The organism is Streptomyces sp. NPDC032940, from assembly GCF_040636935.1.
Lineage (GTDB): Bacteria > Actinomycetota > Actinomycetes > Streptomycetales > Streptomycetaceae > Streptomyces.
Genome location: NZ_JBEZVJ010000035.1, coordinates 1 through 26,917, shown reverse-complemented (window position 1 = coordinate 26,917; position 26,917 = coordinate 1). Strand labels below are relative to the sequence as shown.

Below are 26,917 nucleotides of genomic sequence, written 5' to 3'. Positions count from 1 at the left end.
CCGTCACCGCCTCGGCGTCGCGACGGGCACGCCCAGCGGCCGGGCGAGGCCGACCACGGCCTCGTCCAGCCGTTCCAGGTGCCGCAGGACACGTCCGGTGATCCGGCCGTAGCGCGGCGCCCCGTCGACATCGGGCTCCAGCAGCGACGCGATGCTGGGCCCCGTCTCCACCTCCACCGCGACGTGCTCGTCCTCCACCCGGGCCGCGATCGCCTCGATGTTGCGCACCGTGCGCCGCACCGCCCCGCGCAGCCGCGGATCGGCCGCGATCGACGGATGGGTGGGCAGCAGCTCCGCCGTGGCCGCCAGGGACCGCGCGTGATACGCGCACGTCTCCAGCAGCGCCACCACGTACTGGGCGGTGTTCCGGCGCGCCCGCAGCGGCGTGATCGGATGCGTGAGCGGCTGGGTGGCCGCACGCAGATCGCCCAGCGCCTGGTCCAGATCGCGCGCCGTGTCCAGCAGATCGGCGGCCGGCCCGCCGCTGAGCTGGTCGACGGCGCCCTCGGTGACGTCCACCAGCCGTTCCAGCACCGTGCCCAGCAGCTCGTTCGTCCGCCGGTCCGTGCGGATCGGCAGCACCAGCGCCGCCGCGATGATCCCGCAGGCCGCGCCGAGCGCGGTCTCCTCCACCCGCAGCAGCAGCACCTCCATGCTGTACGTGTGCAGCAGGGTGTACAGCAGCCCGAGCATCGCGGTCACGAAGAACGACATCAGCGTGTAGGACAGCGGCGCCGTGTAGAACATCGCGAAGATGAGCAGCAGCACCAGCCCGAACGCGGTCCAGGTGTGGTTGCCGACCAGGCCGGCCAGCACGATGCCGGCCACCACGCCGAACATCGTTCCCAGCAGCCGACGGTAGCCCTTGACCAGGATCTCGCCGGTGGAGGCCGTGTTCAGGAAGACGATCCAGCAGGTGAGCACCGCCCAGTACCAGCGCTGCGAGGACAGGAACTCCCCGCCCACGATGGCCAGCGAGGACCCCACGGCGACCTGCACGGCCGCGCGCGTGGTGGGCCGCCGCAGCCCGGTCGGCTCCTCCTCCGCGGCGGCCTCCTCACCGGCGTCGATCGCGGCGTCCTCGGCGTCCAGCTCCTCGCGCGAGCGCGCCGTCGCGGGGCTGTCGTCCGACTCGTCCTGCGGCCCGTCCAGCGCGATCCTGAGGCCCATCACCGCGCGGGCGGTCTCACCGATGCCGCGGAAGACGTCCTGCACGGCGGCGGTCGCCTCGGGCAGGTTCTCCTCGTCGCGGTAGCCCAGCAGCCGGTTGCGCAGATGGGACAGGGCCGTGCCGCGGGCCTCGGCCGGGGGCCGCAGCACCAGCGCGCGCAGTGCCTCCAGGTCCCGGCGCAGGACCGCCGTCGCCTCACCGGGCGCCGGAGTGCTCCCCACCGAGGGGGCCGGGGCGCCCGGCAGATGCAGGGTGAGGGTGTCCGCCCGCTCGGCGCTGCGCGCGGTCAGCAGCAGCAGGCCGAGGCGCTCGGCGGCGATCTCGGCGTCCGCGATGCGGCGCTGCACCAGGCGCGCCGTGGACGCGTCCGGGGTGCCCTCCTCCAGCCGGGACTGGATCATCAGAGCCGTCTCGTGCAGCCGCGCGGTACCGTCCCGCAGGTGCTCGAGCGTCTTGTCGATCTCGTCCGGCCCGGCGTCCAGCAGTTCGAGCTGCGCCGAGATCAGCTGCGCCAGCCGGGCCCGGAAGGCCTGCCGCAGCCGGGACAGGACGCGTCCGGGCGTCGCCGGAACGATCGCGAACCGCACCAGGGCACTGCACGCGAAGGCCACGGCGATCGCCGCCCACAGCCCCGGCAGCGCCGACGTCTTCGCACCCACGAACAGGGAGACGAAGTACACCTGGAAGCCGATCAGGCCCAGCGCCGTGCCCCGGTCGCCGAACCGGCGGCTGTAGACGGCGCAGAAGATCAGGACGACGAAGAAGGCGTCGCCGGCGACCACCCGCGAGGTGAGCAGCGAGCTCACCGACACGGACGCCAGCGCCACGGGCAGACCGAGTGCCAGGGTGACGGCCTGCGCTGCGGGCTGCTTCTCGCGGATCGCGAAGGTGGCGACCATCGCCGACATCGCGCCCGCCACCAGATGCTTGACGTCCGACCCGAGCAGGGCCAGCACGGCCAGCGCCAGTGCGATGGCGCCCACCGTCCGCAGCCCGGCCGTCAGCCGCAGCAGACCGGGATCCGACGCGGCGACGCGGTCCCGCAGCCGTCCCCGCACAGAGCGCCCCGCTGACTTCACGCCGCCGTACACTCTCCCGACTCACGCTCGATTTCGGGCCACGGCCCGAGTCTTAGATCCACTTCTCAGCATGTCATGCCGCGAGCGGGACGGCGGCGGCGGGTCACAGCGCGGCCCGGCCCGCCCCCTCGACCTGCTTGCGCACCTGCTCCGGCGACAGATAGGCGTCGGTGTACTCGAAGTCCTTGAGCTTCGCCGGCTTGCGGGCCTGGAATCCGGTGCGCACGAAGTCGTCGCCGGCGACCGCGTTCAGCGTCCAGTTGGCCGCCACCCTGGCCTTGGCGACGCCCGTGCGCAGCGCCGACCAGTGGTAGCCGCGCGCCACCGCCTGCGCGGGCAGGCCGTGCAGTTCGACGCCGAGGGGCTTGGACACCGCGTCGGTGCCGCCGAGGTCGACGACCAGGCCGAGGTCCTTGTGGACGTACGGCCGCATCGGCTGCCCCCGCAGCGTGGCGATGAGGTTCTCGGCGACGTGCTTGCCCTGCCGCGAGGCGTGCTGCGCGGTGGGCGGGCAGACGGCGCCCTCCTCGCCCTTGGCGAGGTCGGGCACGGCCGCGGAGTCGCCGAGTGCGAACACCCCGTCGCTGCCCGGCAGGCACATCTCGGCGGTGACCGCGAGGCGCCCCCTGACCGTCTCGGCGCCGAGCGTGGCGATCAGCGGGCTCGCGACCACGCCCGCGGTCCAGATCAGCGTGCGGGTGGGCACCACCCGGCCGTCGGTGAAGGTGACCTCCTCGGCCCCCGCCTTCTCGATGGACACGCCCAGGGAGATCTCGATGCCGCGCCGGGTCAGGACCTCCTGCGCGCTGCGCCCCAGCTTCTCGCCCAGCTCGGGCATCAGCTTCGGCGCGATGTCGATCAGGTGCCACTTGATCAGGGCCGGGTCCAGGCGCGGGTAGCGCTTGACGGCCGCGTGCGTGAGCCGCTGCAGACAGGCCGCGGTCTCGGTGCCCGCGTAGCCGCCGCCGACCACCACGAACTGGAGCCGGGAGGCGCGCTCGGCCGGATCCTGGCTGGCGTCGGCGAGGTCGAGCTGCGAGATGACGTGGTCGCGGATGTAGGCGGCCTCCGCGAGCGTCTTCATGCCGAACGCGTGGTCGGTGAGGCCCGGGATGTCGAAGGTGCGGGTGATGCTGCCGGGGGCCAGCACGATGTAGTCGTACGGTTCGTTGACGAGCTCGTCGGTGATGGTCCGCACCACGCAGACCTTCGCCTTGAGGTCCACGCCGATGGCCCCGCCCGGGATGATCCGGGTGCGGTACCTGCTGCTGCGGCGCAGGGACAGCGCGATCGACTGCGGCGTCAGCACACCCGAGGCGACCTGGGGCAGCAGCGGCAGATACAGCTGATAGGCGAACGGCGTCACCAGCGTGACGTCGGCCTCGTTCGGGGACAGCCTGCGCTCGAGACGGCGGACGCACTCCACGCCGGCGAAGCCTGCGCCGACCACCAGGATCCTGGGTCGTGTCACGGTGTTCATCCCTTTCTGCGGCTTAGGGCGGTCAGCCGCGAACGCCATTCGCCTGCCCCTGGATCGCTGCTTCGCACCTCGTCGGTCCCATCGCGTCGGCGGCGGACCGGCGAGCCGGGAGCGCCGGGCAGGCGGCACACCCTGTGCACCAGAGTGCCCCGGTAGGCGCCGGTCCGCACCGGGCACGCGTGAACGGCCCGGAACGGGCGGGTGGGGGAGTGGTGACCGGTCCGCTCAGCCGGAGCCGTCGAGGTGGCACAGCAGCAGGCACACGTCGTCGTCCCGCTCGGAGTCGCTGAGCAGGGGCCGCAGGATCCCCTCCGCCGAGGCCTCCAGGTCGGTGTCCAGCTGCTCGGGGGCGAACGATCCCAGCGCCTCGGCCAGGCGCGCGATGCCCGGGTCTATGCCGCGGGCCCGCCGCTCCACCAGACCGTCCGTGTACAGCGCCAGCGTCGAACCCGGAGCGAGCCGCTCGGTGTGGTCGGCGATCTCCTGCTTCAGCGGGATGCCGAGCATCGCCCCCGGTTTGGCGTCCAGCGTGCGCACTCGGCCGTCCGGGGTACGCAGCACCGGCGGCGGATGACCGGCGGCGGCCCACGTCAGGGTCGGCTCGTCGGGGTGGAAGCGCGCGATGACCGCGGTGGCGAACAGGTCCGGCTGGAGGTGGTGCAGGAAGGTGTGCAGCCGGGTCAGCAGCCGGCCGGGGCTGCCGCCGTCGACCGCGTAGGCCCGCAGCGCGGTCCGCAGCTGGCTCATCATCACGGCCGCCCGCAGCCCGTGCCCGGTCACGTCGCCGACCACGACGATCACCCCGCCGTCGGGCTGGCGGAACGCGTCGTACCAGTCGCCGCCGATGTTCAGTCCGTGCGTGGCCGGCAGATAGCGCGCGGCCAGGCGCAGTCCCGGCGGCGCGGGCAGGTCCGTCAGCAGGGCGCGCTGCAGGGTCTCGGCGATGTCGCGGTTGTGCTGGTAGCGCTGGGCGTGGTCGATCGCGGTGGCGGCCCGCCGGGTGAGCTCGATCAGCATCACGGCGTCGTCCGGGTCCCAGCGCTCCCCGGGCGGGGTGAGCGTCAGCACCCCGAGCGGCGCCCCCCGGGTCGGCAGCGGGATGCACAGCAGCGGGCGGTCCGGCTCCAGTGCCGACGGCGGCTGGTCGTCGACGCCCGGCAGCCCGCCCGGCTCCTTCGCGGCGTACTGCGGCCGGCCGGTGCGGGCCGCGACCACGGCCGCGGCGGCGTGCGCCGGGGACCGGTCGCGGTCGCCCTCCTGGTCGAAGATCCAGACGTCGACGGCGGCGGCGTACTCGGGCACGAGCAGGTCCGGCAGCCGCCGCACGATCGCGTGGTGGTCGAGCGAGGCGGTGAGGACCGCGCTCGCGTCCGCGAGGAAGGTCAGCCTGCGGCGGGCGTTCTCCGCCTCGGTACGGGCCTTGCGCTCGGCGGCGAACGCCTCCCGCTGGGCCCGCCCGGCGGCGTCCAGCTCGGCGTGCAGCGCCACCACGCCCTGGTTCGTCTGCTGGAGCTCCTCCCGGTGGAAGGCGACCAGGGCCTCCTGCTCGGTGAGCCGCTCCAGAACCAGCGCCGTGTCCTCGTCGGCGCCCAGCAGGGCTTCCGCCAGCGCGGCGGGGTCGTCCGCCACGGCGCCCTCGCCGGCGGCCGGGACCGCCTCGGGGCAGGACACCGTCATCCGCCACGGGGGCTCACCGGCGGCCGCGGCCTCCCGCGCCGGCGTCACCACGGCGTGCAGCACGCCCCGTCCGGCGTCCGGCGTGCCCGCGGGCGCCGTGGCCGTCTCCAGGGTCAGCCGCCAGATGCCGCCCTTGGTCAGGCACTGCCGCAGCCGCGCGCTCAGCGAGGCCGCCAGCCGGGTCCGCTCCAGCGGCGGCACCCCGTGGGCCGCGGCCAGCCGGGCGGTGGCGATACGGGCGCGGGCGGCGTCGGTGACGTCGTTGATCTGCCAGGTACGGATCATCGGCGGTCCGGCGGGGTCGAGGTCACGACGGCCACGGCGGTGTCGTCCCGCACGGGGCGGGCGGAACTGCTGGCGTCACGGATCGTCACGGCGGCCGTCACGGCCGGGTCGACGCCGGGCGCGCAGGCGTCGGGGGACGGCGTCCAGCGGCTGGGCAGGCCGTCGCTGTGCAGGATCAGCACCCGGTCGTCCCCCCACTCCCGCTCCTCGTCGCGCACGGTCGTGGGCCGGTGCGTGCCGACGATGCCGGGCTGGGACACCAGCGGGCGCCACGTGCCGCCCGCGCAGAGCCGGGCTCCTATGTTGCCGACGCCGGCGAACCGGAGCCGCGCCGCCCGCGTGTCCACCTGGGCGACCGCCACGGCCGCGCCGCGGGTGCCGGCCAGCGCCGCGTCCAGGTGCTTCAGCACCTCGGAGGGCGCCAGGCGGGCGGCGCCGCGCAGCGCCTCCACCGCGGCCGACGAGGCCCGGGCCGCCTCCGGGCCGTGGCCCAGCCCGTCGGCCAGCATCAGCGTCACCCGGTCCTCGGTGCGCACCCACGCCCAGGCGTCGCCCGAGTAGTCGGCACCGGCGAACGGCACGTTCACGCCCCCGGCCCGCACGGCCGCCACCGGGTCCGCCGCCCCGGCACGGTCGCGCGGCGCCCCGCCGAGCCGGGCCAGCGTCACGGTGCCCCGGCCCGGGACGCTGTGGATCTCGAAGTCGTCGGCGAGGCGCGCACAGGTGCCCAGCCCCGCGCCGAGCGAAGTCGTGGTGGTGAAGCCGTCGCTCAGCGCGGCGGACACGTCGGCGATGCCCGGACCGTGGTCGACCGTCGTGATCTGCACGGCCCTGGCGTCCTGGTGGCCGGCCCCGAGGACGGGCGGGGACACCACGTCGATGAGGACCTGGCCGCCCCCGGCGTGCTTGAGCAGATTGGTGGCCAGCTCGGTCGCCACCAGCGCCGCGGAGGCCGTGCACTGCTCGTCCAGTCCGGCCCGGGCCGCCGCGTGTTCGGCGGCCACCCGGGCGTCGCGCACCCGGGTCGAGTCGTGCACGGGCACGTCCCACACACGGGGCATCAGAACTCCTCCCGCGGGCGCGGCGGACGGCCCGCCCAGGAGGTCACCCGCACGGTGGTGCCGATGCCCGGGCCGCTGTCGATCGCGAAGTCGTGCACCAGGCGCCGGGCGCCGCCCAGGCCCATGCCGAGGCCGTCGCCGGAGGTGAAGCCGTCGCTGAGCGCCTGCTCCACGTCGGCGATGCCCGGGCCCTCGTCGCTGAAGGTCAGCCTCAGGCCCCGCACGCCGCCCTCGGTGACGGCCTCCGTGTCCATGGTGCCGCCGCCGCCGTACACCAGCGTGTTACGGGCCAGTTCGCTGGCCGCCGTGACCAGCTTGGTCTGGTCCACCAGCCCGAAGCCGAGCTGGGCGGCGGCCTGCCGCACGTGCTGTCGCACCCACACCAGATCCATGTCGGAACGGATCGGCAGGCGGGCCTGGGCGCCCGCGGCAGTGTGCATCACGGACTCTCCTGGCGCAGGCCGCCGAAGCGGGACGACGGAGCATTCCGCGTGAGGAGGTCCATGGCCACCTCGGTGCTGAGCGCGGTGTGCACCCGCGGCAGGGTCAGGCCCAGCTCCACCAGGGTGATCGCGACCGCCGGCCGCATGCCGACCACCACGGTGCGGGCCGCCAGCAGATCGGTCTGGCCGGCGATCTCGGCCAGCACCCGGCCCAGGAAGGAGTCGACGATCTCCACGCCGGAGATGTCGATGATCACGCCGGCGGCCCCGGTGCGCACGATGGTCTCGGCCAGGTCGTCCTGGAGCTGCCGCGCCGTGCTGTCGTGCAGATCCCCCTGGAGGGTGACCAGCAGGACGTCACCGAGCCGCAGCACCGGTACATGCGCCGTCACGGGACCCGCGTGGGGTCCGGGGAACGCCTCGTTCACCGCGCGACCGGACCGTTCGCGACGGGGTTGACGATGCCGACCCCGAGCTGGTGCAGGACGTAGCCCAGCGCGTCGGCGAGGCTCGCCCGGGTCACCACCGTGCCCAGGTCCAGGCCGAGGTGGACCATCGTCTGCGCGATCGCCGGCCGAATGCCGGAGACGATGCACTCGGCCCCCATCAGGCGGGCCGCCGCGACCGTCTTCATCAGATGCTGGGCCACCAGCGAGTCCACGGTCGGGACCCCGGTGATGTCCAGGATCGCGTACCGCGCCTGCTGCTCGACGACGGACTCCAGCAGGGTCTCCATCACGACCTGGCTGCGGGCGCTGTCCAGCGTGCCGATCAGCGGCACGGCCACGATGCCGTCCCACAGCTTGATGACGGGCGTGGCCACCTCGAGGAGCTGCAGCCGCTGCCGGTCGATGAGCGCCTGGTTCTCGCTCAGCGCCGTCTGCATCACCACGACCCGCAGGGTGCCCATCAGCACGCTCAGCGTGGTGACACAGTCCCGGACGTGTTCGGCCGACGCGTCCGGGAGATCCGAGATCAGCAGCTTCTCGGCCGGCGGACGCAGCGCGGCCAGCTCGCTCGACACCTGCGCGGTGCTCAGGCCCGCCCGGGAGCGGGCCGTGCCCATCCGCGCCAACTGCTCGCGCACCGTGGTGAATCCCGCGGCGTCCGGGTCCTCCACCCGCGACGCGTCGGCGACTTGGGCCAGCGCGTCCACCACGGACTTCCCCGCCTCGACCGCCTCGTCGCGCGAGAGGGTGAACACGGCCCGGAACAAGGGCTCGTCGGCCCAGCGCTGGGCGATCTGCTCACGGCGTCGACGCAGGAACTCCCTGACCTCCTGCGTCGCCGATCCGGCCGTTCCCTCCGCCTGCTCCGGCACCTGTCCACTCCTCATCCGCGTTGCGCCGTACCGGCCCGCGGGCGGCGGGACGGCGACGTGACTCTGCCCGGCGGCAACTGTAACCACCCGCCGACCTCGTACGACACCTGCTCCCGCACGACCGGTCCGGATGAGCGGCGCGGCGGGCCGGCTCAGGCGTCCGGCACCTCGGGACCTTCCGGTTCCCGGTCGACCCGGGCGAGCGCCTCCTCGACGCTGTCGGACACCGGCACGGTGATGCTCACACCGGTCAGATCCAGGATGCGCAGCACCGCCGGGGCGGGCGAGATGATGTGCACGCTGCCCGGAAGGTCGCGCGCCTCCTGATAGACCCTCAGGACGATGTTCATCCCGGAGGAGTCCATGAACGGGACGTCCGACAGGTCCAGCAGGAAGTGCCGTCGGCCATGGTGCAGTTGGTTGGCCAGATGGTGCTGGAACTCGGTCGCGGTGTCGACGTCCAGATAGCCCTCCACCTTGAGCAGCGCGACGTCCTCGCGGGGCAGCGTCACCTCGACGGACAGCGGGTTCTGGGCAATGGGCACGTGTACCTCCAACAAAGCTGACGGCCAGGGGCTGGGCCACCCCCGTGAGCGACTGCGCAGTCCGCGGACGGGGGGCACGTCCGGTGATCGAAGTCTCACCGTCGCTGCGCCCCCCGCCGTGAACACCGCTCACCGCGCCCGCCGCCTACCCCCGAATCCGACGGCCATACGTCACCCGACCCGGATGCCCACCAGACACGTGTCGTCGTCCGTGTCCGACCTGCTGTAGGTGAGCAGCCGGTCCAGGTGCTGGTCCAGTGACCTGGGCATGGGACGGGCAGTGCTGAGCAACTGCGCCAGAGACTCCTCCACCGAGCGGTCACGGCGCTCGATCAGGCCGTCCGTGTACATCAGCAGCGTGTCCCCGTCGGCCAGCTGCACCTCGTCCTCCTCGTAACGGGCCTCCGCCACCGCGCCCAGCAGCATGCCCCGCACCAGGGGCAGCGGCTTCGCCTCCGGCCCCCGCACCAGCACCGGCGGCAGATGCCCCGCGCGGGCCCAGCGCAGCGTCCGCCGGACCGGGTCGTACAGGCCGCACACCGCCGTCGCCGTGACCCCGCCCGTCAGATGGTGCGCCACGATGTTCAGCCACGACAGCAGCTGACCCGGGCCCGCGCCCGTCACCGCCAGTCCGCGCAGCGCGTTGCGCAGCACCACCATGCTGGTCGCGGCCTCTATGCCGTGCCCGGCCACGTCGCCCACGCACAGCAGCACCATGCGGTTGGGCAGCATCACCGCGTCGTACCAGTCGCCGCCCACCAGCTGCTCCGTCTCCGCCGGCCGGTAGCGGACGGCCACCTGGAGATCGGGCACCTTGAGCGGTGTCTGCGCGGGCGGCATGATCGCGTGCTGCAACTGCAGGGTCAGCCGGGCGCGTTCGATGGACTGCTGCTCGGTGTGGGCCAGCTGGTCGCGGGTCGCGGCGAGCGCCACCTCCGTCCAGTGCTGGGCCGAGATGTCCTGGTAGGCGCCGCGGACCAGGAGCAGCCGGTCGCCGGAGTCCAGGACCGGTTCGGCCACCACCCGCACATGCCGGGTCACCCCGTCCGGACGCTGCAGCCGGAAGGCCGCGGACGCCGGTCTGCGGTGGTGCAGCAGCGTGCGCAGGAACCGGCCGATCGGCACGGCGTCGTCCGGATGGGCGTGAGCGGCCAGCTCCTCCAGCGGCACCGGCACGCTCGTCTGCGGACGGCCGTACAGGTCGAAGAGCTGCCCGTTCCAGGTGATCTCACCGGTCAGCAGGTTCTCCTCGAAGCCGCCGATACGGCCGAGCCGCTGGGCGTGCTGGAGGAGGCTGGCCAGCCGGGCCGTCTCGTCCTCGATGCGCCAGATGAGCAGGACGGCGTTGCCGTGCCGGCTGATGCTGATGTCCGCGACCGCCGACAGCGGCACCTGGTCGACCAGCGCGGTCAGATTCATCCGCCGGGCCCGGAACGACTCGCCGGTGGCGTAGACCCGCTCCACGCTCCGGAACAGCTCGCTGTCCCCGGCGGCCATCGGATAGGCCTCCAGCAGCAGCGCGCCGCCCACCACGGCCCGGGGCCGCCCGGCCGGGTCCAGGAAGCGGTTGTTGACGTGCTGGATGCGGAAGTCCGCCAGGTTCCCGGCGGCGTCCAGGTGCGGCACCAGGACCAGTGCGGGGTCGTGCAGCCCGTCCGCCAGGTCCATCAGCTCCGCGGCGTCCGGCAGCACCCGCGGCTCCGGCCCCGCGCCGAGAGACGGCGTGTACGTCTCCAGCGTGTGCGCGCACAGCTCCGCCAGGGCCTCCACCTGCCGCACCACCTGGGGCGGCTGCGCGGGCAGGGGCCCCGGCCAGACGATCTCCAGCACCCCGTGGATGCGTCCCCCGGTGCCGGCGGGCACGGCGACACGGCCTCCCTCCGGATGCTGGTGCCGCCCCACGCTGGGCAGCCCGGTGTCCGCCAGCGACGTGATCCACTGGCCCGCGCGTTCGGTCAGGCCGCGCCGCGCCACCGTCGCCACGTCCGGCGGCACATAACGCCAGCGGGTGGCCTCGGCGGCCGAGAACCCGGCGCAGCCGGCCAGGGTGAGAGACCCGTCGGAGCCGGCCGCCCAGATGGCCACGGCGATCGCGCCGAGCGGGCGCAGGGCCTGCTCGAGGAGGGCGCCCGCGACGGCCTGGGTGTCGTCCGCGGCCAGCGCGCCGCTCTCGGCCGCCCGCAGCCGCACTGCGGCGGACTCGGCGGACGGCTGCCCGGCCTCCTCGGACGCCTCCGCCGCCGAGGTGGCGGCGAGGAAGGCGTCCGTGACCTCCGACATGCGGTCCCGGGCCGCCTGGTTGATGACGTCGACCGCGAACTCCAACGGCGTCACCTGGGACTGCTCGGCCAGCTCGGCGAGCTGCCGCGCGGCCTGTGCCGGGCCGCAGCCGAGCCGGGCGACCAGCACGCCCTTGGCGAGCTCGATCAGGGCCCGGCCCTCGGCCTCCGCCTGGGCGGCCCGCACCTCGCGGCTGAGCCGGTCCACCGTGGCCGCGAGCCGGCCCACGGGCGACAGCGGGGTCATCCCGCGCAGGCCGGCGGCCGGGCCGTCGACCCCGCAGGCCCGGGGCGCAGCGGAGCCCGGGGCCCGCTCCCCGGAGTCACCGCGCGGCTCGGCGCCGCCGGGTCCGGGTGGCTGCTCGGAGTTGCTCACGGTCGGGTCACTCCTCGGCTGGGGGCCGCCGCGGCGCACGACGGGACGCGTCGCGCGCCGCCCGGCCCACCGGCGTACGGGACGGGGGCCGGCGCGCTCATGCGGGCAGCCAGCGCCGGACGCAGGCGACGAGATCCTGCGTGTCCACGGGCTTGGTGACGTAGTCGCTGGCGCCCGAGGCGATGCTCTTCTCCCGGTCGCCCGGCATCGCCTTGGCCGTCACCGCGATGATCGGCAGCTCGGCGTACTCGGGCATCCGGCGGATCTCCGCCGTCGCCGTGTAGCCGTCCATCTCCGGCATCATCACGTCCATCAGCACCAGAGCGACCTCCGGATGGGCCATCAGCGTCTCGATGCCCCGCCGCCCGTTCTCCGCGTGCAGGACGCGGAAGCCGTGCAGCTCCAGGATCCCGCTGAGCGCGAAGAGGTTGCGCGCGTCGTCGTCCACGACCAGGACGGTGCGGCCCGACGGCGGCTCCTCCACGGGCTGGGCCACAAGACGCTGCGGCTCCTCGTGCCGGACCAGGGACAGCACGTCCCCGGGCTCCTCGGCGGCCAGGTGCAGCGCGATCCGCTCCCGCAGCTCGTCGAGGCTGGACAGGAACTCCAGCGCCCCGCCCCCGGCACGGGCCCGCAGGCTCTCCTCCAGCGCCGCGTCCGCGCGGTGACCGCTGTGCACCAGCACCGGCACGCTCGCCAGCGCCGAGTCGCCCCGCAGCGCCTCCAGGAACCGGGACGCCTCGGAGTCCGGCATGCCCAGCTCCAGGACGACGCAGTGGCACGGGTCGGCCGCCAGCGCACCGGCCGCCTCCTGCGCCCCGACCGCGGTGATGACGTCCAGCGGGGGCCTGCCCGCGTCGTCCCGCCCGTGCGACAGGTCCGCGACCACGCTCTCCGCGACCAGCGTCAGCAGACCGCGCGGCCGTTCCTCCACCACGAGCAGGCGCCGCGGACGCCGCCGGTCACCGCTCGTCAGCTCGGGCAGCGGCACCGGGCCGGTGAGCACGTCGGCCGGCGACTCGGCCGGCGCCTGCTCCCCGCCCCGGGCCGGCAGGTCCTCGAAGTCGGGCCGGGCCACCGGCAGGAACAGCGTGAACGTGCTGCCCCGGCCGGGCGTGCTGTCCACCGAGACCGCACCGCCCAGCAACTGGGCGATCTCCCGGGTGATGGACAGACCGAGGCCCGTGCCGCCGTACTTGCGGCTCGTCGTGCCGTCCGCCTGCTGGAAGGCCCCGAAGATCGACTCCAGGTTCTGCTCCGGGATGCCGATGCCCGTGTCCGTGACCCGGAAGGCCACCACGGCACCGCCCCGCACCACGCCCCGGGGCACCTCGTCGTCCGGAGCCGGTTCGACGGACAGCTCCACACCGCCCCGCTCGGTGAACTTCACCGCGTTGGACAGCAGGTTGCGCAGCACCTGACGCAGCCGGGAGTCGTCGGTCAGCAGGTCCGCCGGCGCGCCCGGCGCGGTCGTCACCGTGAACTCCAGACCCTTCTGCGTCGTCATGGGACGGAAGGTGGCCTCGACGTACTCGATGAGCTGGCGCAGCGTCACCCGCTCCGGGGAGACGTCCATCTTGCCGGCCTCGACCTTCGACAGGTCCAGGATGTCGTTGATCAGCTGGAGCAGGTCCGAGCCCGCCGAGTGGATGATCCCCGCGTACTCGACCTGCTTGGGGGTGAGGTTGCGCGAGGGGTTCTGGGCGAGCAACTGGGCCAGGATGAGCAGGCTGTTGAGCGGGGTGCGCAGCTCGTGGCTCATGTTCGCCAGGAACTCCGACTTGTACTTCGAGGCCAGCGACAGCTGCTGCGCACGCGCCTCCAGCTCCTGCCGGGCCTGCTCGATCTGCAGGTTCTTCGCCTCGATGTCCCGGTTCTGGGCGGCCAGCAGGGACGCCTTGTCGCCCAGCTCGGCGTTGGAGCGCTGCAACTCCTCCTGCTGCACCTGGAGTTCCGTGGAACGGGCCTGGAGCTCTGCGGTCAGCCGCTGCGACTCGGCGAGCAGTTCGTCCGTACGGGCGTTGGCCACGATCGTGTTGACGTTGACGCCGATGGTCTCCATCAACTGTTCCAGGAAGTCCCGGTGGATCGGCGTGAACGGGGTGACCGACGCCAGCTCGATCACACCGAGGACCTGCCCCTCGACCACGATCGGCACCAGCACCAGGGCGGCGGGCACCACCTGGCCGAGCCCCGAGGAGATGGTCACGTAGCCCGGCGGCAGCTCGTCCACCACGATGGTGCGGCGGCTGCGCGCGGCCTGGCCGACCAGCGTGCGGCCGAAGGCGATCCGGGTGGGCCGGTCCGCGCCGTCCGGATAGCCGTAGGAGCCGACGAGTCGCAGCTCGGGTCCGTCCTGGCCGTCCTCGGCCAGGTAGAACGCGCCGTACTGCGCCGACACCAGCGGCACCAGCTCGTCCATGATCAGCTCGGCGACCACGGGCAGGTCCCGGTGACCCTGCATCAGGCCGGAGATCCGGGCGAGGTTGGTCTTGAGCCAGTCCTGCTCCTGATTGGCCCGGGTGGTCTCGCGCAGGGACTGCACCATCGCGTTGATGTTGTCCTTGAGCTCGGCGACCTCGCCGGACGCCTCCACGTTGATCGAGCGGGTCAGATCGCCCTCGGCGACGGCGCTGGTCACCCCGGCGATCGCGCGGACCTGACGGGTGAGGTTGCCCGCCAGCTCGTTGACGTTCTCCGTGAGCCGCTTCCAGGTGCCCGAGACGCCCTCCACCTCGGCCTGGCCGCCGAGCCGGCCTTCGGTGCCGACCTCGCGGGCCACCCGGGTGACCTCGTCGGCGAAGGCGGAGAGCTGGTCGACCATCGTGTTGATCGTCGTCTTGAGCTCGAGGATCTCGCCCCGGGCGTCCACGTCGATCTTCTTCGACAGGTCGCCCCGGGCCACCGCCGTCGTCACCAGGGCGATGTTGCGCACCTGGCCCGTGAGGTTGTTGGCCATCGAGTTGACGTTGTCGGTGAGGTCCTTCCACGTGCCCGCGACGTTGGGCACGTGCGCCTGGCCGCCGAGCCGGCCCTCGGTGCCCACCTCGCGGGCCACCCGGGTGACCTCGTCGGCGAACGCGGAGAGCGTGTCGACCATCGTGTTGATGACCTCGGCCAGGGCCGCGATCTCGCCCTCGGCCTTGACGGTGATCCGCTGCGACAGGTCACCGCGGGCCACCGCGGTGGCGACCTGGGCGATGGAGCGGACCTGCCCCGTCAGGTTCGACGCCATCACGTTGACGTTGTCGGTGAGGTCCTTCCAGGTCCCCGACACACCGCGCACCTGCGCCTGGCCGCCCAGGTTGCCGGCCGTGCCGACCTCGCGGGCGACGCGGGTGACCTCGTCGGCGAAGGCGGAGAGCTGGTCGACCATCGTGTTGATCGTGTTCTTCAGTTCCAGGATCTCGCCGCGCGCGTCCACGGTGATCTTCTGGGAGAGGTCGCCCTTGGCCACGGCGGTCGCCACCTGGGCGACGTTGCGCACCTGGTTCGTCAGGTTCCCCGCCATGAAGTTCACCGAGTCGGTGAGGTCCCGCCACGTACCCCTGACACCCTGGACGTCCGCCTGGCCCCCCAGCCGCCCGTCGGTGCCGACCTCGCGGGCGACGCGGGTGACCTCGTCGGCGAAGGCGGAGAGCTGGTCGACCATCGTGTTGATCGTGTTCTTCAGCTCGAGGATCTCGCCGCGCGCGTCGACGTCGATCTTCTGCGACAGATCGCCCTCGGCCACCGCCGTGGCCACCTGCGCGATGTCACGCACCTGGGTGGTGAGGTTGCCCGCCATCGCGTTGACGGAGTCCGTCAGATCGGCCCACGTGCCCGAGACGCCCGGCACCTCGGCCTGGCCGCCGAGCGTGCCCTCGGTGCCGACCTCGCGGGCCACCCGGGTGACCTCGGAGGTGAACACCGACAGCTGGTCCACCATGCCGTTGAAGACCTTGGCGATGTCCCCCAGCAGGCCGTCAGCCTCGTCCGGCAGGCGCGTACCGAAGTCGCCGTCCCGTACGGCCGTCAGGCCCGCCAGGAGGCGCCGCAACTCCTGATCACCCGGAACCGCGTCCACGGCCCCGCTGTCGCTGGTCATGCGCACCCTCGTTCCGCTCCCCAGGAGCCCCCGGCACCCGAGGGCTCGGAACATCTCCGGAGCCGTCGCTCGGCCCGGTCTGATGTGTGTGCATTTCCGCAGTTCACGGATCTGCGAGATGAGAAAAATACGTCAGAGGCTAACCCAGGTACCGGCCCGGCGACAAAGCGGAGAACTCCACGCCGTGCCCGGCGTTCACGGCTTCTGCCGGGGCCGCCACCGAATGCGGCGGCCCCGGCCGGGTATCCGCTGCTGTGGAGCCGGCCCGTGCGGAGCCGAGCCAGGCGGAAGGGAAGGGGCAGCGTGCCGACGGACAGCATCTGGTCGTACCCGGTGGGCAGCGGTCACACGGAGGGGCAGGACCTCACGGGCTGCACCGTCCTCGCCAGCGACGGAACCGTCGGCCACGTCGACCGGCAGGCCGGCCACTTCGGCCTGCGGCACCTGGTCGTCGACACCGGCGTCTGGGTCTTCGGACGCAGCGTCCTCATACCCGTCGGCATGGTCCGGGGCATCGACACCGCGGCCCGCACCGTCACCGTCGCGTGCACCAGGGCCGAGATCAAGGCCGCGCCCCGCTTCCGCACCGACAGCGAAACCCAGGACCGGGGCTATCTGGCGGCCGTGGGCGACTACTACGATCAGTTGCCGCCCCGGGACGCCGCCCAGGACTGAGCCGCGCACAGGACGCCGTACGGCCCGAGCAAGCCAGGGACACCAAGACATGGAACGAACCGGCCAGACCACCACGCCCGCCTCCGGCACCGTGCCGGCCGGCGCGTCCGAGCGGGCCGCCGTGACCAGCGCGGCCGGCGCACGGGCGTACGCGGAGTCGGCGGTGCGCGAGCGATGGGGCGACACGGACCGAGGGGTGCGCGAGGAGGACGTCGTCGACCTGCTGCTCGTGGTCTCGGAACTGGTGACCAACGCGATCCGGCACGGCGACGGGCTGGCCGGCTTCGAGGTCCGGACCACGGACGAGGGCGTGTGGATCGCCGTCCACGACCACAGCCCCGTGATACCCCCGGCGGTGCACGCGTTCCCCACCCGTCATCACGGCAGCGGTTACGGCTGGCCGCTCGTCGCCCGGCTCACGTGCGACGTGGCCGTCGAACGGCGCCCCGAGGGCGGCAAGACGATCAGCGCCCTGGTGCCGATGCGCCCCACCGGCCGCTGACCGGAGCGCTCACCAGGGCAGGAAGACGTGGATGTCCTTGCCCCGGCCGCCGGTGACGACGCTCACCTGGTCGGACAGTGTGTGGATCAGATGCCAGCCGATACCGCCGCCGCCGCTGCTCGGATGGAAGGGGCGCGGTGCGGGCTCCGTGGTGCTCGTGTCGTGCATGACCACGTGCACGCCGTCGAAGGTGCGGCGGAGCCGCAGCTCGAAGGGGCCCGGGGCGTACTGCACCGCGTTGGCCGCCAGTTCCGTGACCACGAGCAGTATGTCGTCCCAGTGCTCGGCCGCCGAGGGCGGTGCCACGCGCGCCAGGTCGTAGAGGAACTCCTCCGCGACAAGGCGTGCACCGGTCACATTGTGCAACTCCCCGGTGAAGCTGGCGGTGCGGCTCGTGATCTCCTCGGAAGCCAGTGTCCTGTCCCAACGCGACTCGGCTGCCATTTCGCCTTCCCGGCCCGGCGTCCGCCGGGCGTCGACCCTTCTTTGCCTCCCCTTCGTTTGTTAGTTCCCGAGTCGGCGGACCCTACGCGCCCGTCCGTGCCGGGCGAGGGCACTTCGCACCGCGGGCGACGCTTCCGGGGCTCACGTCACCGGAAGAAGACGTTGTCCGAGTCCTCCCAGCCGGCCGGGTCCTGCGCCGGCACCCGCGGTGGCCGTCGCGAACGCGCCTCGTACATCGCGTCGATCTCGAAGGCGTAGGTCCGCACGATCTCGTCCCGCCGCAGCTTCATCGACGGGGTCAGCAGCCCGTTGCTCACGTCGAACGGCTCCGGCAGGATGCGGAAGACCCGGATGGACTCCGAGCGCGACACGGCGCTGTTCGCCGCGGCGACGGCCCGCGCGATCTCCTCCCGCAGCGCGTTCTCCTCACGCGCCTCGCGCACCGACGCGTCGCCCTGGAGCGCCAGGGCCGCCCGCCAGTGGTTGAGGAACTCGGGGTCCAGCGTGATCAGCGCGCCGACGCACGGCCGGTTGTCGCCCACGACCACCGCCTGGTGCACGAGCGGATGCATCCGCAGCCGCTCCTCCAGGCCGGCCGGGGCGACGCTCTTGCCGCCGCTGGTGATGATGACGTCCTTCTTGCGGCCCGTGATCGCCAGGTAGTTCTCCTCGTCCAGGTGCCCGAGGTCCCCGGTGGCCAGCCAGCCGCCCGGCAGCACCCGGCGGGTGGCCGCCGCGGCACCGACGTACCCCTGGAACAGGGACGGCCCGCGCACCAGGATCTCCCCGTCGTCGGCCACCCGGACCTCCATGCCGGGCAGCGGCTGTCCGACGGTGCCCGACTTCTCCCGCCCCAGCGGCTGCATGGTGAACCCGCCGCTGGTCTCCGTCAGACCGTAGCCGTCGTGCACGTACACGCCGATGCCCTCGTAGAAGAGGGACAGGTCGCGGCTGAGCGGCGAGCCGCCGCACGTCGCCCGCCGCACCCGGCCGCCCAGGGCGTCCCGCAGCCGGCGGTACACCGTCCGCTCGTACAGGGCGTGCTGGAGCCGCAGATCGAAGCCCGGCCCCGGCCCCCGGCCGAGCCGCTGGCGCTCCAGGGCCGCGGCGAAGTCCCGCGCCGTACCGGCCGCCCGCTCGAACAGTGCCCCCCGGCCCGACTGCTGGGCCGTGCGCAGGAAGTTCTTGTAGAGCTTCTCCAGGACCGACGGGACGGCGTAGAAGTACGTCGGACGGAACGACCGCAGCGCCGAGGACAGCGCCTGGCCGCTCATCGCGGGCTCGTGCGCCATGAGCAGCCCGCCCCGGACGCACAGGCCCTGGATCATCAGCCCGTACACGTGGGAGAAGGGGAGGAACGCCAGGACCGCGCCCTGCTCCCCCTCGGGCGCCGCCGTGCGGCCCCAGCCCGCCAGCAGCGTGTCGCAGGGGAAGGCCATGCTGCGGTGGCTGAGCGCACAGCCCAGCGCCCGGCCCGAGGTGCCGGAGGTGTAGGCGATCACGGCGGTGGAGTCCGGCAGCACGATGCGGCGCATCGAGTCGACCGTCGCGAACGGGATGAACTCACCGCGCGCCACCAGCGCGGCCGTCGCACCCGCGTCCAGCTGCCACACGTGCCGCAGCGACGGCAGCGACGCGCACACCGAGCCGACGGTCATCACGCTCTGCTCGTCCTCGACCACCACGGCCACACAGCCTGCGTCCCGCAGGATCCACTCGACCTGCTCGCGCGAGGAGGTCGGGTAGACCGGGACGACCTCGGCCCCCACCGTCCACAGCGCGTAGCTGAACACCGTCCACTCGTAGCGGGTGCGGGCGAGGATCGCCACGCGGTCGCCGGGCCGGATCCCGGACGCGATCAGCCCCTTGGCCAGGTCGACCACCTCGTCGCGGAACTCGGCGGCCGTCACCTCCTCCCAGACCGCGGAGGACGGCACCGGACGGCGCGCGAGCATCGGCAGGGCGGGCGTGCGGTACGCCGTCTCGAAGAGACTGTCGGCGAGCCCTCCGGTCAGGGGCGGCGGGGCGGCCGGGGGAGCGAGAGCGAGGTCGCGCATGCGCTGCTCCTGACATGTACGGAGGGTTACTTCGCCGACGAGTACCGTCATCGGCGGCTCGAATCTAGCCGAGCCGCGAGCGACGGGGGGCCGGGACGGCAGAAGTGTTCCCACCCGGTGATCCCGGCGGATCGGGGGACCCGGACGGCATGAGTTACACGAACCCCGATCCCGACCCGGAACGCACCACCGGCCTGGAACCCGGCGGCGGCGTACCGCCCGGCGAGACCCCGCCGGCGGAGAGCAGCCTGCCCGAGGCCGGCCCGTTCGAGGCGCACAACCCCCCGAAGGGCTGGGCCAAGGGACCACTGCTGGCGATCCTCGCCCTCGTGGTGCTGATGGCGGCCGGTTTCCTCGCCTACGCGCTGGCCCTGATCCTCTGAGCGGTCACCGCCGGCGGACGGGCCGGCGGGTCAGGGCCCGCACCGGTCCGGCTGGGTGCGGCGCACGCACTCGGTGACCACGGCCCGCAGGCTGCCGGTGCGCTCCAGCAGCCCGCGCTGCACGCGGGCGCCGTTGCCGTGCCGCAGCAGGTCCTCGGCCAGCGTCTCGGCCCGCTCCAGGTCGCCCGCGTCGGCCAGCGCCTCGCGCACGTGCTCCAGCAGCGCCCGGACCACCGTCTCCGCGGGCATGCGCCGCATCGTCGCGGGGTGCAGCAGTTCCTCCGTCAGCCCGGACCGGGCGGCCCGCCAGGCGGCCAGGCGCAGCAGGCTCACACTGTGCCCGACCGGCTCCACGCCCTCCCGCCACTCGCGGGCGGCCGTCTCGACCAGCGCACGGGCCAGGGCGGCGATCAGCACGGCGGTGCTCGCGTCCAGACAGACGTCCATCACCCGGAACTCGACCGTCGGGTAGCGCCGGGACAGCCGGACGTCGAAGTAGATCATCCCCTCGTCGAGGATGGTGCCGGAGGCCACCATGTCCGCGACCCGCCGGTGGTAGGTCTCCGCCGACCCGAACAGTTCCGTCGGCCCGGCCGACGGCCAGCGCTGCCAGACCCGGCTGCGGTAGCTGCTGTACGCCGAGTCCCTGCCCTGCCAGAAGGGGGAGTTGGCGCTCAGCGCGGTGAGCACCGACAGCCAGGGCCGCACCCGGTCGATCACCGCGACGCCCTCGTCGTCGGAGTCCACGGACACGTGCACGTGGCAGCCGAGGACGAGCTGCTCGTGCACGACGACGCCGTACTGCTCGGCCATCCACCGGTAACGGCGGTTCATGCCGACGGCCGGGCTGACCGGCAGCGGGGAGGTGGCGAGCGCGGCGACGGCGCAGCCGATCCCGCCGGCATGCCGCCCGGCCTCCGCACGGCAGCGCCCGATCTCCGTGTGCAGGCGGTCCATGTCCGCCTGCGGATGCGTGGCGAACTCGAGCATCTGCTCGTGCAGTTCCTTCTCGAAGACGTCCTGCCCGGTATCGTCCTGGGCGACCCGGGCGAGCACCGCGGCGGACAGGGCGCGCGGCTCGCCGGACTCGGGATCGACCAGGAGGAGTTCCTCCTCCACTCCGACGGTGCGCACGTGATGCCGCCTTTCTGCGGGGCCGCGGGTCCCGACGACCGGGTGTTCGGTCGTCGGACCCCGACTGCCCCCGGAAAGGTGCCGGACACCTGGTGACGCCGCTTCGCCCCCGCCGAGCCGCTCAGAGCCTCGACGCCCCGGAGCCCCGGAGCCTCAGAGACCGAAGGGCGCCAGCCACACCGTGGCCAGCGGCGGCAGCGTGATCCGGATGCTGCCGTCCTCCGGCTTGACCGGGTCGGGGTTGGCCACCCCGCTGCCGCCGTACTCCTCGGCGTCCGTGTTGAGGACCTCCCGCCACAGCTCGACGTCGTCGCCGACGGCGAGCCCGTACCCCTGCCGGACCACCGGCGAGAAGTTCGACACCGCCAGCAGCGGGTTGCCCTCCTTGTCGAACCGGAGGAACGCGAAGACGTTGTCCTCGGCCGCGTCCACGGCCACCCAGCGGAAGCCCGCCGGATCGGTGTCGCGCTGCCACAGGGCCGGGGTTCGGCCGTAGCGGGTGTTGAGCTCGCGCACCAGGTCCTGGATCCCGCGGTGGTCGCCCGCCGACGCGTACCCCTCGTCCAGCAGCCACCACTCGGGGCCCTGCTTCTCCGACCACTCGGCACCCTGGGCGATCTCCTGTCCCATGAACAGCAGCTGCTTGCCCGGGTGGGCCCACATGAAGCCCAGGTAGGCGCGCACGTTCGCACGCCGCTGCCACCAGTCGCCGGGCATCTTCGACACCAGCGCCTGCTTGCCGTGCACGACCTCGTCGTGCGAGATCGGCAGCACGTAGTTCTCGCTGTACGCGTACACCATCGAGAAGGTCATCTCGTGGTGGTGGTACTTGCGGTGCACCGGCTCGTGGGCGACGTACTCCAGCGAGTCGTGCATCCAGCCCATGTTCCACTTCAGCCCGAAGCCGAGCCCGCCGGTGTCGGTCGGCCGGGTCACCCCGCCCCACGCGGTCGACTCCTCGGCGATGGTCACCACGCCGGGGCAGCGCCGGTACACGGTGGCGTTCATCTCCTGGAGGAACGCCATCGCCGCCAGGTCCTCCCGGCCGCCGTACCGGTTGGGCTCCCACTGCCCGGAGTCGCGCGAGTAGTCCAGGTACAGCATCGAGGCGACGGCGTCGACGCGCAGTCCGTCGATGTGGAACTCCTCGCACCAGTACACGGCGTTGGCGACGAGGAAGTTGCGCACCTCGGTGCGGGCGAAGTCGAAGCAGTACGTGCCCCAGTCCGGGTGCTCGGCACGCCGGGAGTCCCCGGGCTCGTACAGCGGGTCCCCGTCGAAGCGGGCCAGCGCCCAGTCGTCCTTCGGGAAGTGCGCCGGCACCCAGTCCATGATCACGCCGATGCCGGCCGCGTGCAGGGCGTCGACCAGGTACCGGAAGTCGTCGGGCGAGCCGAGCCGCGCGGTCGGCGCGTAGAAGCCGGTGACCTGGTAGCCCCAGGAGGGACCGTAGGGGTGCTCGGCGACCGGCATCAGCTCGACGTGCGTGAAGCCCAGGTCCTTGACGTACGCGGGCAGCACATCGGCCAGCTCGCGGTAGCTCAGCCCCGGACGCCACGAGGGCAGGTGCACCTCGTACACCGAGAACGGCGCCTCGTGGACCGGCGTGGCGGACCGGGTCCGCATCCACTCCGCGTCGTTCCACTCGTAGTGCGACGCCGTCACGACGGAGGCCGTGTTCGGCGGCTCCTGGGCCGCGCGGGCCATCGGGTCGGCCTTGAGGAACCGGTGCCCGTAGCGGGAGTGGATCTCGAACTTGTACCGGGTGCCCTCTCCGACCCCGGGCAGGAACAGCTCCCACACCCCGGACGAGCCCAGTGAGCGCATCGGGAACGCGGTGCCGTCCCAGTGGGTGAAGTCGGCGGCGACCCGCACCCCCTGCGCGTTGGGCGCCCACACCGTGAACCGCGTGCCGGTGACGCCCTCGTGGGTCATCGGCTCGGCCCCGAGCGCCCGCCACAGCTGTTCGTGCCGGCCCTCGCCGATCAGGTGCAGGTCCAGCTCGCCGAGGGCGGGCAGGAAGCGGTACGGGTCGTGCGTCTCCTGCTCGCCCTCCTCGTACGCCACGACGAGGGTGTACGCGGGGATCTCCGCGAGCGGCAGGACGCCGGAGAACAGGCCATCCTCCTCCGACACCAGGGCGTGGCGCACGCCGTCGACGGCCACGCTCACCTCGCGGGCGAACGGACGCAGGGCCCGGAAGGCGATCCCGCCGGGCACCGGGTGGGCGCCGAGCAGGGCGTGCGGGTCGTGATGGGCGCCCGCCAGCAGGCGCCCCCGGTCGGTGGGGTCCAGGGGCGGCGCCGCCACGGTGCTGCCGGGGGCGGACGGGGCGGGCGCGGACGGCTCGGGGAGCGAGGTGTCGCGGAGGGCCACGGGTCAGTCTCCTCTCACGGCGAGTCGTTCGATCGCCGCCATGGGTACGGGAAGCCAGTCGGGGCGGTGCCGGGCCTCGTACAGCACCTCATACACGGCCCGGTCGGTCTCGTAGGCGCGCAGCAGGCCGTGCTTCTTACGGGGGTCCCACCCGGCTCGGGCGGCGTAACCCGCGCAGAACGCCTCCCGGCAGCGGCGCGCCCACTCGGGGCGCCACGGGCGGCGCTGCCGGGCGGCGTAGTCGAAGGAGCGCAGCATGCCCGCGATGTCCCGGACGGGGGAGTGGGCGCTGCGCCGTTCGGCGAGCGGGCGGGACGGTTCGCCCTCGAAGTCGATGACGAACCAGTCCCGGCCGGCCCGCAGCACCTGCCCCAGATGCAGGTCGCCGTGGATGCGCTGGGCCGGCGGCCCCGAGTCGCAGGTGGTCAGTGCGGCGAAGGCCGCCCGCAGACCGGGCACGAACGGCTGCAGCGCCGGCACGCAGTGCGCGGCGGCGGTCAGCCGCTCGGTCATCGCCGCGGCCGTTCGGCCGTTCTCCCCGGGGGGACCGGCCGGGAAGGCCGAGGCCAGTGCCAGGTGCACGTCGGCCATGGCCCGGCCCAGCTCACGGGCCTGCGCGGTGAAGTCGTCCCCGGAGGACAGCGCCTGGAGGGCGAGGGTCCAGCCGTCGGCCGCGTCGTGCAGGAACGGCTGGAGCACCCCGAGCGTCGCCTCGTACGGATGGGTCGTCCGCAGCCACGCCACCGGCGCGGGCACCCGCCCGCACCCCTGCCGGGCCAGGGCGCTCGGCACCTCCAGGTCCGGATTGACCCCCGGCTGGATGCGCCGGAACACCTTGAGGATGAACTCGTCGCCGTACACCAGCGAGGAGTTGGACTGCTCGGCGTCCAGGATCCGGGGCGCGAGCCCGCCGGGCACCGGGCGCGACGGGTCGCACTCGAAGCGCAGCGGACCCGCCTCGCCGGGCTGCCGCAGCCGTTCCAGGAGCAGTTGGGCCGTCCGGGGGTCGTGCAGCGCGTCGTAGACCGTACGGCCGGCCAGCGGGCCGTCCTGCACCTGCCCGATCAGCGCCCGTCCCAGGCGCGGCGACGGCCGTTCGCGCACCCCGAGCAGCAACTGGTAGCAGTCGCCGGCCGAGGGCGCGCCGCCCGGCGCGGGAACGGGGCCGTGCCCGGTGTGGACCAGCAGATGCAGGCAGCCCGGGAACAGCTCGGTCATCGACAGCAGACCGAGCTCGGCCACGGGCCGGTCCTTGCCCGCGAACCAGCGCTGCTTCGGCAGCCACTCCCGCAGCAGCCCGCCGAGCGAGGCCATCGGCTCGGCGGGATGCGCCGGTCTCGTGCGCAGGGGTGCGGTCTTCGGCATGGTGACGCGTCCTTTCCTCGGCCCGTGCTCACACGCGGCGGCCGATGCGGGATGCGACTCGGGTGAGCCGGAACCAGTAGAAGCCGTGGCCTCCGAGGGTCAGCAGGTACGGCAGTTCACCGATGGCGGGGAAGCGGACCCCGCCGAACAGCTCGACCGGATGGCGGCCGGCGAACTCGCGCAGGTCCAGCTCGGTGGGCTGTGCGAACCGCGCGAAGTTGTTCACGCACAGCACCAGGTCGTCCTCGTACTCCCGCAGGAACGCGAGGACGGCGGGGTTGGACGAGGGCAGCTCGGCGTAGGTGCCGAGGCCGAAGGCGGGGTTCTGCTTGCGGATCTCGATCATGCGGCGGGTCCAGTGCAGCAGGGACGAGGGCGAGGCCATGGACGCCTCGACGTTCGTCACCTGGTAGCCGTAGACCGGGTCCATGATCGTCGGCAGGTACAGCCGGCCCGGGTCGCAGGTCGAGAAGCCGGCGTTGCGGTCCGGGGTCCACTGCATGGGCGTGCGCACCGCGTCGCGGTCGCCGAGCCAGATGTTGTCGCCCATGCCGATCTCGTCGCCGTAGTAGAGGATCGGGGATCCCGGGAGGGCGAGGAGGAGGGCGGTGAACAGTTCGATCTGGTCGCGGTCGTTGTCCAGCAGGGTGGCGAGCCGCCGGCGGATGCCGATGTTGGCGCGCATCCGCGGGTCCTTGGCGTACTCCGCGTACATGTAGTCGCGCTCTTCGTCGGTGACCATCTCCAGGGTCAGCTCGTCGTGGTTGCGCAGGAAGATGCCCCACTGGCAGCCGGACGGGATCGCCGGGGTCTTGGCGAGGACCTCGGAGACCGGGTACCGGGACTCGCGGCGCACGGCCATGAAGATCCGCGGCATCACCGGGAAGTGGAACGCCATGTGGCACTCGTCGCCGCCGGAGGCGTAGTCGCCGAAGTAGTCGACGACGTCCTCCGGCCACTGGTTGGCCTCGGCCAGCAGCACGGTGTCCGGGTACTGCGCGTCGATCTCGCGGCGCACGCGCTTGAGGAACTCGTGACTGGCCGGCAGGTTCTCGCAGTTGGTGCCCTCCTCGGCGTAGAGGTAGGGCACGGCGTCGAGCCGGAAGCCGTCGATGCCGAGGTCCAGCCAGAACTTCAGCGCGGCCAGCATCTCCTCCTGGACCGCCGGGTTCTCGTAGTTCAGGTCCGGCTGGTGGGAGAAGAAGCGGTGCCAGAAGTACTGCCCGCGGACCGGGTCGTAGGTCCAGTTGGAGGCCTCGGTGTCGACGAAGATGATCCGCGCGTCCGGGTAGCGCGTGTCGTCGTCGGCCCAGACGTAGTAGTCGCCGTACGGGCCCTCGGGGTTCTTGCGCGACTCCTGGAACCACGGGTGCTGGTCGCTGGTGTGGTTCATGACGAAGTCGATGATCACGCGCATGCCGCGCTGGTGGGCGGCGTCGACGAACTCGACGAAGTCGGCGAGGTCGCCGAACTCGGGCAGGACGGCGGTGTAGTCGGAGACGTCGTAACCGCCGTCCCTGAGCGGTGACTTGAAGAAGGGCGGCAGCCACAGGCAGTCCACGCCGAGCCACTGCAGATAGTCCAGTTTGGCGGTCAGGCCCTTCAGGTCGCCGACGCCGTCGCCGTTGCTGTCCTGGAAGGAGCGGACGAGGACCTCGTAGAACACGGCTCGCTTGAACCATTCGGGGTCCCGGTCCTTGACCGGGGTGTCCTCGAAGGTGTCCGGTACGGGCTCGTTCACGGTCATGAGGCGGGAGACCCTTCGTTCTGCGGCGCGGCGGAGGACGACCGCTGGACGTGGAAGACGTGCGCGGGGGCCCGGCCCGGCTCGAGGCGCACGTAGTTCGTCCTGCCCCAGTGGTAGGTCTCACCCGTGAGTTCGTCGTGGACCGGCACCGACTCGTGCCAGTCGAGGCCGAGCTGCGGCATGTCGAGGGAGATCGTGGCCTCCTGGGTGCGGTGCGGATCGAGATTGACGACCACCAGGACGACGTCGCTCCCCACGCGCTTGCTGTACGCGATGAGGGCGTCGTTGTCGGTCCGGTGGAAGCGCAGGTTCCTGAGCCGGTGCAGCGCGGGATGCTCGCGCCGGAGGGTGTTGAGCCTGGTGATGAGGGGGGCGATGGTGCGGCCCTCGCGGGCGGCGGCGTCCCAGTCGCGGGGTTTGAGCTGGTACT

General features: G+C 72.9%; 20 protein-coding genes. 3 read left to right on the top strand and 17 right to left on the bottom strand.

Features of this window, described 5'->3' with window-relative positions; genetic code table 11:
• Positions 1-3 precede the first annotated feature (3 nt).
• The 10 genes from AB0E77_RS29920 to AB0E77_RS29875 all read right to left on the bottom strand — a co-directional run bounded on the left by AB0E77_RS29920 (position 4) and on the right by AB0E77_RS29875 (position 15,804).
• Positions 4-2,250, bottom strand: a complete 2,247-nt coding sequence (locus AB0E77_RS29920; RefSeq protein WP_361576724.1) for an FUSC family protein — start codon at positions 2,248-2,250, stop codon at positions 4-6.
• A 103-nt stretch (positions 2,251-2,353) separates the two neighbouring features.
• Entirely contained in the window at positions 2,354-3,730 is a 1,377-nt protein-coding gene (locus tag AB0E77_RS29915) for an NAD(P)/FAD-dependent oxidoreductase (protein WP_361576721.1), read from the bottom strand.
• Between the two features lie 225 nt (positions 3,731-3,955).
• Positions 3,956-5,692 carry a SpoIIE family protein phosphatase gene (locus AB0E77_RS29910; RefSeq protein WP_361576718.1) on the bottom strand — a complete coding sequence of 579 codons (1,737 nt, stop codon included), beginning with the start codon at positions 5,690-5,692 and terminating at the stop codon, positions 3,956-3,958.
• Positions 5,689-6,753: an ATP-binding SpoIIE family protein phosphatase gene (locus AB0E77_RS29905; RefSeq protein WP_361576715.1), complete on the bottom strand. Its 1,065-nt coding sequence runs from the start codon at positions 6,751-6,753 to the stop codon at positions 5,689-5,691. Before AB0E77_RS29905 ends, AB0E77_RS29910 begins: the two co-directional genes overlap by 4 nt.
• Positions 6,753-7,193, bottom strand: coding sequence for an anti-sigma regulatory factor (locus AB0E77_RS29900; RefSeq protein WP_361576828.1), 441 nt, complete (start codon positions 7,191-7,193; stop codon positions 6,753-6,755). The genes AB0E77_RS29905 and AB0E77_RS29900 overlap by 1 nt, the downstream gene beginning before the upstream one ends.
• Positions 7,193-7,624, bottom strand: coding sequence for an STAS domain-containing protein (locus tag AB0E77_RS29895; protein ID WP_361576712.1), 432 nt, complete (start codon positions 7,622-7,624; stop codon positions 7,193-7,195). The genes AB0E77_RS29900 and AB0E77_RS29895 overlap by 1 nt, the downstream gene beginning before the upstream one ends.
• Positions 7,621-8,517, bottom strand: coding sequence for an STAS domain-containing protein (locus tag AB0E77_RS29890; protein WP_361576709.1), 897 nt, complete (start codon positions 8,515-8,517; stop codon positions 7,621-7,623). Before AB0E77_RS29890 ends, AB0E77_RS29895 begins: the two co-directional genes overlap by 4 nt.
• Positions 8,518-8,669: 152 nt before the next feature.
• Positions 8,670-9,062, bottom strand: a complete 393-nt coding sequence (locus tag AB0E77_RS29885) for an STAS domain-containing protein (protein ID WP_361576706.1) — start codon at positions 9,060-9,062, stop codon at positions 8,670-8,672.
• A gap of 171 nt (positions 9,063-9,233) precedes the next feature.
• Entirely contained in the window at positions 9,234-11,588 is a 2,355-nt protein-coding gene (locus AB0E77_RS29880) for a SpoIIE family protein phosphatase (RefSeq protein WP_361576825.1), read from the bottom strand.
• A 226-nt stretch (positions 11,589-11,814) separates the two neighbouring features.
• Positions 11,815-15,804 (bottom strand): HAMP domain-containing protein, encoded by a 3,990-nt coding sequence (locus AB0E77_RS29875; protein WP_361576703.1) that lies wholly within the window; start codon positions 15,802-15,804, stop codon positions 11,815-11,817.
• 303 nt (positions 15,805-16,107) lie between these two features.
• Between AB0E77_RS29875 and AB0E77_RS29870 the strand changes: the two genes are divergently transcribed.
• Together AB0E77_RS29870 and AB0E77_RS29865 are read left to right on the top strand one after the other, a co-directional pair.
• Entirely contained in the window at positions 16,108-16,479 is a 372-nt protein-coding gene (locus AB0E77_RS29870) for a PRC-barrel domain-containing protein (protein WP_361576700.1), read from the top strand.
• A 49-nt stretch (positions 16,480-16,528) separates the two neighbouring features.
• Complete coding sequence (locus tag AB0E77_RS29865) at positions 16,529-16,981, top strand: ATP-binding protein (protein ID WP_361576697.1); 453 nt, start codon at positions 16,529-16,531, stop codon at positions 16,979-16,981.
• 9 nt (positions 16,982-16,990) lie between these two features.
• On the opposite strand, the gene AB0E77_RS29860 is transcribed toward AB0E77_RS29865, so the two are convergent.
• Together AB0E77_RS29860 and AB0E77_RS29855 are read right to left on the bottom strand one after the other, a co-directional pair.
• On the bottom strand, positions 16,991-17,425 hold the full coding sequence (locus AB0E77_RS29860) for an ATP-binding protein (protein ID WP_361576694.1): 435 nt from the start codon (positions 17,423-17,425) through the stop codon (positions 16,991-16,993).
• Positions 17,426-17,571: 146 nt separating this feature from the next.
• Positions 17,572-19,482 (bottom strand): AMP-dependent synthetase/ligase, encoded by a 1,911-nt coding sequence (locus AB0E77_RS29855; RefSeq protein ID WP_361576691.1) that lies wholly within the window; start codon positions 19,480-19,482, stop codon positions 17,572-17,574.
• A gap of 149 nt (positions 19,483-19,631) precedes the next feature.
• Between AB0E77_RS29855 and AB0E77_RS29850 the strand changes: the two genes are divergently transcribed.
• On the top strand, positions 19,632-19,865 hold the full coding sequence (locus AB0E77_RS29850; protein ID WP_361576688.1) for a DUF6480 family protein: 234 nt from the start codon (positions 19,632-19,634) through the stop codon (positions 19,863-19,865).
• A gap of 30 nt (positions 19,866-19,895) precedes the next feature.
• Here the strand turns inward: AB0E77_RS29850 and AB0E77_RS29845 are convergent, their stop codons facing one another.
• From AB0E77_RS29845 to AB0E77_RS29825, 5 genes are all read right to left on the bottom strand, one after another.
• On the bottom strand, positions 19,896-20,999 hold the full coding sequence (locus tag AB0E77_RS29845; RefSeq protein WP_361576685.1) for a glutamate--cysteine ligase: 1,104 nt from the start codon (positions 20,997-20,999) through the stop codon (positions 19,896-19,898).
• A gap of 153 nt (positions 21,000-21,152) precedes the next feature.
• Complete coding sequence (gene glgB, locus AB0E77_RS29840; RefSeq protein ID WP_361576682.1) at positions 21,153-23,375, bottom strand: 1,4-alpha-glucan branching enzyme; 2,223 nt, start codon at positions 23,373-23,375, stop codon at positions 21,153-21,155.
• Between the two features lie 3 nt (positions 23,376-23,378).
• On the bottom strand, positions 23,379-24,740 hold the full coding sequence (locus AB0E77_RS29835; protein WP_361576679.1) for a maltokinase: 1,362 nt from the start codon (positions 24,738-24,740) through the stop codon (positions 23,379-23,381).
• A gap of 28 nt (positions 24,741-24,768) precedes the next feature.
• A complete protein-coding gene (treS, locus tag AB0E77_RS29830; protein ID WP_361576676.1) occupies positions 24,769-26,487 on the bottom strand; it encodes a maltose alpha-D-glucosyltransferase in 1,719 nt (572 codons plus the stop codon).
• The coding region (locus AB0E77_RS29825; protein WP_361576673.1) for a DUF3459 domain-containing protein at positions 26,484-26,917 on the bottom strand (434 nt) is incomplete at its 5' end. The genes treS and AB0E77_RS29825, both read right to left, overlap by 4 nt.

Bases quoted from the DNA above. Each gene is read 5' to 3' on its own strand.
- AB0E77_RS29915 (WP_361576721.1), bottom strand. From the start codon at position 3,730: ATGAACACCGTGACACGACCCAGGATCCTGGTGGTCGGCGCAGGCTTC.
- AB0E77_RS29865 (WP_361576697.1), top strand. From the start codon at position 16,529: ATGGAACGAACCGGCCAGACCACCACGCCCGCCTCCGGCACCGTGCCG.
- AB0E77_RS29855 (WP_361576691.1), bottom strand. From the start codon at position 19,482: ATGCGCGACCTCGCTCTCGCTCCCCCGGCCGCCCCGCCGCCCCTGACC.
- AB0E77_RS29850 (WP_361576688.1), top strand. From the start codon at position 19,632: ATGAGTTACACGAACCCCGATCCCGACCCGGAACGCACCACCGGCCTG.
- AB0E77_RS29860 (WP_361576694.1), bottom strand. From the start codon at position 17,425: ATGGCAGCCGAGTCGCGTTGGGACAGGACACTGGCTTCCGAGGAGATC.
- AB0E77_RS29835 (WP_361576679.1), bottom strand. From the start codon at position 24,740: ATGCCGAAGACCGCACCCCTGCGCACGAGACCGGCGCATCCCGCCGAG.
- treS (WP_361576676.1), bottom strand. From the start codon at position 26,487: ATGACCGTGAACGAGCCCGTACCGGACACCTTCGAGGACACCCCGGTC.
- AB0E77_RS29900 (WP_361576828.1), bottom strand. From the start codon at position 7,193: ATGCACACTGCCGCGGGCGCCCAGGCCCGCCTGCCGATCCGTTCCGAC.
- AB0E77_RS29910 (WP_361576718.1), bottom strand. From the start codon at position 5,692: ATGATCCGTACCTGGCAGATCAACGACGTCACCGACGCCGCCCGCGCC.
- AB0E77_RS29905 (WP_361576715.1), bottom strand. From the start codon at position 6,753: ATGCCCCGTGTGTGGGACGTGCCCGTGCACGACTCGACCCGGGTGCGC.
- AB0E77_RS29880 (WP_361576825.1), bottom strand. From the start codon at position 11,588: ATGACCCCGCTGTCGCCCGTGGGCCGGCTCGCGGCCACGGTGGACCGG.
- AB0E77_RS29875 (WP_361576703.1), bottom strand. From the start codon at position 15,804: ATGACCAGCGACAGCGGGGCCGTGGACGCGGTTCCGGGTGATCAGGAG.